This is a genomic window from Nocardiopsis sp. CC223A, from assembly GCF_030766825.1.
Lineage (GTDB): Bacteria > Actinomycetota > Actinomycetes > Streptosporangiales > Streptosporangiaceae > Nocardiopsis.
In genome coordinates, this window is the sequence record NZ_JASFDV010000090.1 from 21,096 (window position 1) to 27,264 (window position 6,169).

The 6,169-nt window shown below is 72.5% G+C and carries 5 protein-coding genes; 2 read left to right on the forward strand and 3 right to left on the reverse strand.

Annotated elements, in window-relative coordinates:
• Window positions 1-23: 23 nt before the first annotated feature.
• The 3 genes from QJS33_RS26480 to QJS33_RS26490 form a co-directional block, all read right to left on the reverse strand.
• On the reverse strand, window positions 24-788 hold the full coding sequence (locus QJS33_RS26480) for a 3-oxoacyl-ACP reductase (protein ID WP_306370800.1): 765 nt from the start codon (window positions 786-788) through the stop codon (window positions 24-26).
• Between the two features lie 33 nt (window positions 789-821).
• Complete coding sequence (locus QJS33_RS26485) at window positions 822-2,204, reverse strand: aldehyde dehydrogenase (RefSeq protein ID WP_306370801.1); 1,383 nt, start codon at window positions 2,202-2,204, stop codon at window positions 822-824.
• A gap of 176 nt (window positions 2,205-2,380) precedes the next feature.
• The gene (locus QJS33_RS26490; protein WP_306370802.1) at window positions 2,381-3,751 is read right to left on the reverse strand and encodes a glutamine synthetase family protein; all 1,371 of its coding nucleotides are present in this window, start codon (window positions 3,749-3,751) and stop codon (window positions 2,381-2,383) included.
• Window positions 3,752-3,961: 210 nt separating this feature from the next.
• Between QJS33_RS26490 and eat the strand changes: the two genes are divergently transcribed.
• Window positions 3,962-5,416 (forward strand): ethanolamine permease, encoded by a 1,455-nt coding sequence (eat, locus tag QJS33_RS26495; protein WP_306370803.1) that lies wholly within the window; start codon window positions 3,962-3,964, stop codon window positions 5,414-5,416.
• Window positions 5,417-5,504: 88 nt separating this feature from the next.
• Window positions 5,505-6,169, forward strand: a 665-nt coding sequence (locus tag QJS33_RS26500) for a FadR/GntR family transcriptional regulator (protein ID WP_306370804.1), incomplete at its 3' end; no start/stop codon positions are given.

Below are 6,169 nucleotides of genomic sequence, written 5' to 3' on the forward strand. Positions count from 1 at the left end.
CCTTCCGTGTTCGGTGGTGCTCCCTACAGCGGGGTGACGTAGGCCCCGGAGATGCCGCCGTCCACCAGGAAGTTGGACGCGGTGATGAACGCGGCGTCGTCGCTGGCCAGGAACGCCACCGCGGCGGCGATCTCCTCGGCCTCCGCGAACCTGCCCAGCGGCACGTGCACCAGTCGGCGGGCGGCCCGCTCGGGGTCCTTGGCGAACAGCTCACGCAGCAGCGGCGTGTTCACCGGCCCCGGGGAGAGCGCGTTGACGCGGATGCCCTCGCGGGCGAACTGCACGCCCAGCTCCCGGCTGAGCGCCAGTACGCCGCCCTTGCTGGCGGTGTAGGAGATCTGGGAGGTGGCGGCGCCCATGGTCGCGACGAACGACGCGGTGTTGACGATCGACCCCCGGCCCTGTTCGCGCATGTGCGGCAGCGCGTACTTGCAGCACAGGTACACCGAGGTCAGGTTGACCTCCTGGACGCGGCGCCAGGCGTCGATGCCGGTGGTGAGGATGGAGTCGTCGTCGGGCGGGGAGATCCCGGCGTTGTTGAAGGCGACGTCCACGCCGCCGTACGTCCGCACGGCGGTGGCGAAGAGCGCCTCCACCTCCTTCTCGTCGGTGACGTCGGTGCGCACGAACGTGCCGCCGACCTCCTCGGCGACCGCGCGGCCCACCTCCTCGTCCAGGTCTGCGGCGACGATACGGGCGCCCTCGGCGGCGAGCCTGCCGGCGGTGGCCCGGCCGATGCCCCCGGCGGCCCCGGTGATGACGGCGGTGCGGCCCTCGAAACGGTTCATCTGTGCTGCTGCTCCCTGCTCGTGTGGGGTGGGTCAGGTGTCGTCGGAGAGGAAGACGGTCTTGGTCTCGGTGAAGGCGTCCAGCGCGTCGGGCCCCAGTTCGCGGCCGATGCCGGACTGTCCCATGCCGCCGAACGGGGTCCAGTAGCGCACCGCCGAGTGGGAGTTGACCGACAGGTTCCCGGCGCGGATCCGCCGGGAGACCCGCAGGGCGCGGCCCACGTCGCGGGTCCACAGCGATCCGGCCAGGCCGAAGGGGGTGTCGTTGGCGATGCGCACCGCGTCGGCCTCGTCCTCGAAGGGCAGGACGGACACCACGGGCCCGAAGATCTCCTCCCGGAAGGCCGGCTCGGCCGGGTCGGTGGTGGTGAGCACCGTCGGCGGGTACCAGAACCCCGGCCCCTCGGGCGCCTTGCCGCGGAAGGCGACGGTGGCGCCGTCCACGTAGGCGGCGACGCGGTCGCGCTGGGCGGCGGAGATGAGCGGCCCCACCTCGGTGTCCGGGTCGCGGGGGTCGCCCACCGCGACGGCCTCGACGGCGGGGCGCAGCAGTTCCAGGAACCGGTCGTACACGCTCGCCTGCACCAGCAGCCGGGAGCGGGCGCAGCAGTCCTGGCCCGCATTGTCGAACACACCGTAGGGCGCGGCCGCGGCCGCCTTCTCCAGGTCGGCGTCGGCGAAGACGACGTTGGCGCTCTTGCCGCCCAGTTCCAGGGTGACCCGGGTGAGGTCCCGGGCGGCGGCCGCCATGATGCCCTTGCCGACCCGGGTGGAGCCGGTGAACACGATCTTGGCGACGTCGGGGTGGCGCACCAGCCGGTCCCCGGCGACGGGTCCGGCACCGGGCAGGATCTGGAGCACCCCGTCGGGCAGCCCCGCCTCGCGGGCCAGTTCGCCGATGCGCAGGGCGGTGAGCGGGGTGAGCTCGGCGGGTTTGACGATGACGGTGTTCCCGGCGGCCAGTGCGGGCGCGGTCCCCCAGGACAGGATCGGCATCGGGAAGTTCCAGGGGACGATGACGCCGACCACGCCCAGGGGTTCGGCGAAGGTGACGCTCCACCCGCCGGGGACGGGGATCTGCCGCCCGGCCGCGCGCTCGGGGGCGGCGGCGTAGTACCGGAACACGTCGCGGGCGTTGCCCGCCTCCCAGCGGGCCTGGCCGACGGGGTGTCCGGCGTTGCGGACCTCCAGGTCGGCGAGCTCCTCCAGGTGGGCGTCGATCGCGTCGGCGACGGCCCGCAGCAGCCGGGCGCGCTCGCCGGGGGCGGTGGCCCGCCAGTCGGGGAGGGCGGCGCTGGCGCGGGCGACCGCGGCGTCGGTGTCGGCGGCGGTCGCCAGCGGAACGGTGGCGATGACCTCCTCGGTGGTCGGGTCGACGACCCGCTGTGCGGTCGGTGGTGGCGCGTCGGCGGCCATGGTCCCCCTGTCGGTGTGCGGTGGTGGTGATGTCCGGTGGTATCGACGTTCAGTGACACGGACATTCAGTAGTGCTGACGATCGGCGTCCCGGGTGTTCGGTACCCCTGCGTTCGGGTGTTCGGGCGTCCAGCGGCGCCGATGTTCAGCACTACCGACGGTCGAACCCCATGACGGTCACATCCGCTCGAAGCCGCGGAACATCTCCCAGTCGGTGACGGCCGCCTCGAAGGCGGCCAGCTCCACCCGGGCGTTGTTGGCGTAGTGGGCCACGACCTCCTCGCCGAACACCTCCCGGGCCAGAGCGCTGCCCTCCCACAGCTCCAGCGCCTCGCGCAGGGTCGAGGGGACGGTGGGCAGCCCGGAGGCGTAGGCGTTGCCCGCGAAGGGCTCGCCCGGCTCGATCCGGTCCTCGATGCCGTGCAGGCCCGCGGCGATCAGCGCGGCCACCGCCAGGTGCGGGTTGACGTCGCCGCCGGGTACCCGGTTCTCCACCCGCAGCGAGGGCCCGTGGCCGACCAGGCGCAGGGCGCAGGTGCGGTTGTCGTGGCCCCAGGCGACGGCGGTGGGCGCGAAGCTGCCCGGCACGTAGCGCTTGTAGGAGTTGATGTTGGGCGCCAGCAGCAGGGTGAACTCGCGCAGCGCGGCGAGCTGGCCGCCCAGGAAGTGCCGCCCGGTCTCGGACATTCCCTCCCCCTGTGCCAGCACGGGTCCGCCGTCGGCGTCGCGCAGGGAGATGTGGATGTGGCAGGAGTTGCCCTCGCGTTGGTTGGGTTTGGCCATGAAGGTGATCGCCATGCCCTCCTGGGCGGCGATCTCCTTGGCGCCGTTCTTGTAGATGGCGTGGTTGTCGCAGGTGGCGCGGGCCTCGTCGAACCGGAAGGCGATCTCGTGCTGGCCGAGGTTGCACTCGCCCTTGGCCGACTCCACGTAGAGTCCGGCCCCGGCCATCTCGTTGCGGATGCGCCGCAGCAGCGGCTCGACCCGGGCGCCGCCCAGCACCGAGTAGTCGACGTTGTACCGGTTGGCGGGGGTCAGGTCGCGGTAGCCGCGGTCCCAGGCCTGCTCGTAGCTGTCGCGGTACACCACGAACTCCAGCTCGGTGCCGACCATCGCCGCCCAGCCGCGTTCGGCCAGCCGGGCGCGCTGGCGGTCCAGGATCGCGCGCGGCGAGGCCGCCACCGGGGTGCCGTCGTGCCGGGAGAGGTCGGCGACGGCCATGGCCGCGCCCTCGGCCCACGGGGTGAGGCGCAGGGTGGCGAGGTCGGGGACCATGGCGAAGTCGCCGTAGCCGGTGTCCCAGGAGGACATGGCGTAGCCGTCGACGGTGTTCATGTCCACGTCCACGGCGAGCAGGTAGTCGCAGCCCTCGGTGCCGTGTTCGAGGACCTCCTCCAGGAAGAACCGGGCGGACAGGCGCTTGCCCTGGAGCCGGCCCTGCATGTCGGGGAAGGCGACCAAGACGGTGTCGACGGTCCCGTCGGCGACGGCCGCGCGCAGCTCGTCCACGGTCAGCGGGGATCGGCGGGGGTCGGCGTGCGGTCTCACCTGGGGGCTCCTTCGGGGGTGCCGATACGGGCGCTTTTGGTTCGAGATCAGACCTTATCTGGGGACAGATAACCAGCGAGATAAACGCGTGTCAATAGCGCGTTACCCCCCTTGACAAGCACCGAATCAGAGGCGGAGCATCTCCGGCAATAGAAAAGGACTGTCCATATACCTTTAGTTGCACCCCCGTCACCCCCCGGGAGGCCCCCAGTGTCCGACGGCAAGAGTCCCCTGCACATCCAGGGCGCGGACTTCTCCCGCGCCGACGACGACTATCTCGAACGGCGCCGGCTGCGGCGGGGCGCGGCCGGGTGGCTGCTGCTCGCCGGGCTGGGCGTCGCCTACGTGATCTCCGGCGACTTCGCCGGGTGGAACTTCGGCCTGGCCGAGGGCGGCTGGGGCGGGCTGCTCATCGCCACCCTGCTCATGGGCACCATGTACCTGTGCATGGTGCTGGGCCTGGCCGAGCTCGCCTCCGCCCTGCCCACCGCAGGGGCCGGGTACGGGTTCGCCCGGCGCGCCCTGGGACCGCTGGGCGGGTTCGCCACCGGGACCGCGATCCTCATCGAGTACGCCATCGCCCCGGCGGCCATCGCCGTGTTCATCGGCGGGTACGTGGAGGCGCTGGGCCTGTTCGGGCTCACCAGCGCCTGGCCCGTCTACCTGGTCTGCTATCTGGTCTTCGTCGGCATCCACCTGTGGGGTGTGGGCGAGGCGCTGCGGGTGATGTTCGTGATCACCGGTGTGGCCATGGTGGCGCTGGTGGCGTTCGTCGTGGGCATGGTCCCGCGGTTCGACCCCGCCAACCTCTTCGACATCGAACCCACCGCGGCGGCCGGGGCCAGCGCGTTCCTGCCCTACGGCTACGTGGGGATCCTCGGGGCCTTCGTCTTCGGCATCTGGTTCTTCCTGGCCGTGGAGGGCGTGCCGCTGGCCGCGGAGGAGTCCCGCGACCCCCGCAGGGACATGCCGCGCGGCATCATCGGCGCGATGCTCGTGCTCATGGTCACCGCCGCCGGCATGCTGCTGCTGGCCCCCGGCGGGGCGGGCGCGTCGGTGATGGCCGAGTCGAGCAACCCGCTGCCCGAGGCGCTGCGCGAGGCCTACGGCGGCGACACCCTGCTGGCGGACTTCGTGAACTACGTGGGCCTGGCCGGGCTGGTGGCGTCGTTCTTCTCCATCATCTACGCCTACTCGCGGCAGCTGTTCGCCCTGTCCCGGGCCGGGTACCTGCCCCGGTGGCTGTCGGTGACCGGCCGCCGCCGCACCCCCTACCTGGCGCTCATCGTGCCGGGCACCATCGGGTTCGTGCTGGCGGTGACGGTGGCCGACGGCGACCGGCTGATCAACATCGCGGTGTTCGGGGCGACCGTGTCGTACGTGCTGATGACGCTGTCGCACATGGTGCTGCGCCGCCGGGAGCCGGGACTGGAGCGGCCCTACCGCACCCCGGGCGGTTCGGTCACCACGGGGATCGCGTTCGTGCTGGCGCTGTGCGCGGTGGCGGCCACGTTCTTCGTGGACATGGTGGGGGCGGCGATCACCGCGGGCATCCTCGTGGTCTTCCTGGCCTACTTCTGGTTCTACTCGCGCCACCGCCTGGTGGCCAACGCGCCGGAGGAGGAGTTCGCGCTCATCGAACAGGCCGAGGCCGAGCTGAAGTGACGCGGCACGGGCCGGGGCCGTACCGGCTCCGGCCCGCCGCGCCCGTACGCTGGTCGTACCAGTGCGAAGGGCGCGCGACGAGAGGACCGTGGTGAGGACGAACGCCGAGCCCACCGCCGAGGAGGCGGGACCGGCGGCCGAGGCGGTGTTCCGGCCGGTGCGGGCGGGCAACGCCTTCGAGGAGACGGTGGAGCGCCTGCTCTCCGCGATCCGCCTGGGCGTGGTCCCCCACGGCGGCCGCTTCCCGGCCGAGCGGGAGCTGGCCGCCCGGCTGGGGGTCAGCCGCATCACGCTGCGCGAGGCCATCCGCGCCCTACAGGAGGCCGGCTACGTGGAGTCGCGGCGGGGCCGCACCGGCGGCACCTTCGTCACCTACGTGCGCCCCCGGCCCAGCCGGGCCGAGGCCCGGCGGGTGCTGGAGGGCATGGCCGTGGACCTGGACGACCTGTTCGCGTTCCGGCGGGCGCTGGAGATCGGCGCGGCGACGCTGCTGGCCGAGCGGGGCCTCACCGCCGGGCAGGACCGGCTGCTCACCGAACGGCTGCACGCGGTGGACGGGGCGGAGGTCGCCGACTACCGGAGGCTCGACACCGTCTTCCACCTGACCCTGGCCGAGCTGGCCGGGTCGCCGTCGTTGACGGCGGCGCTGACGGACGTGCGGATGCGGGTCAACGACCTGCTCGACGCCATGCCGATGCTGGTCAAGAACCTGGAGCACAGCAGCGCCCAGCACCGGGCGATCGTGGCGGCGGT

What these genes read in the sequence shown, in the direction of transcription:
- QJS33_RS26480 (WP_306370800.1), bottom strand. Translation starts at nt 788, where the DNA reads ATGAACCGTTTCGAGGGCCGCACCGCCGTCATCACCGGGGCCGCCGGG.
- QJS33_RS26485 (WP_306370801.1), bottom strand. Translation starts at nt 2,204, where the DNA reads ATGGCCGCCGACGCGCCACCACCGACCGCACAGCGGGTCGTCGACCCG.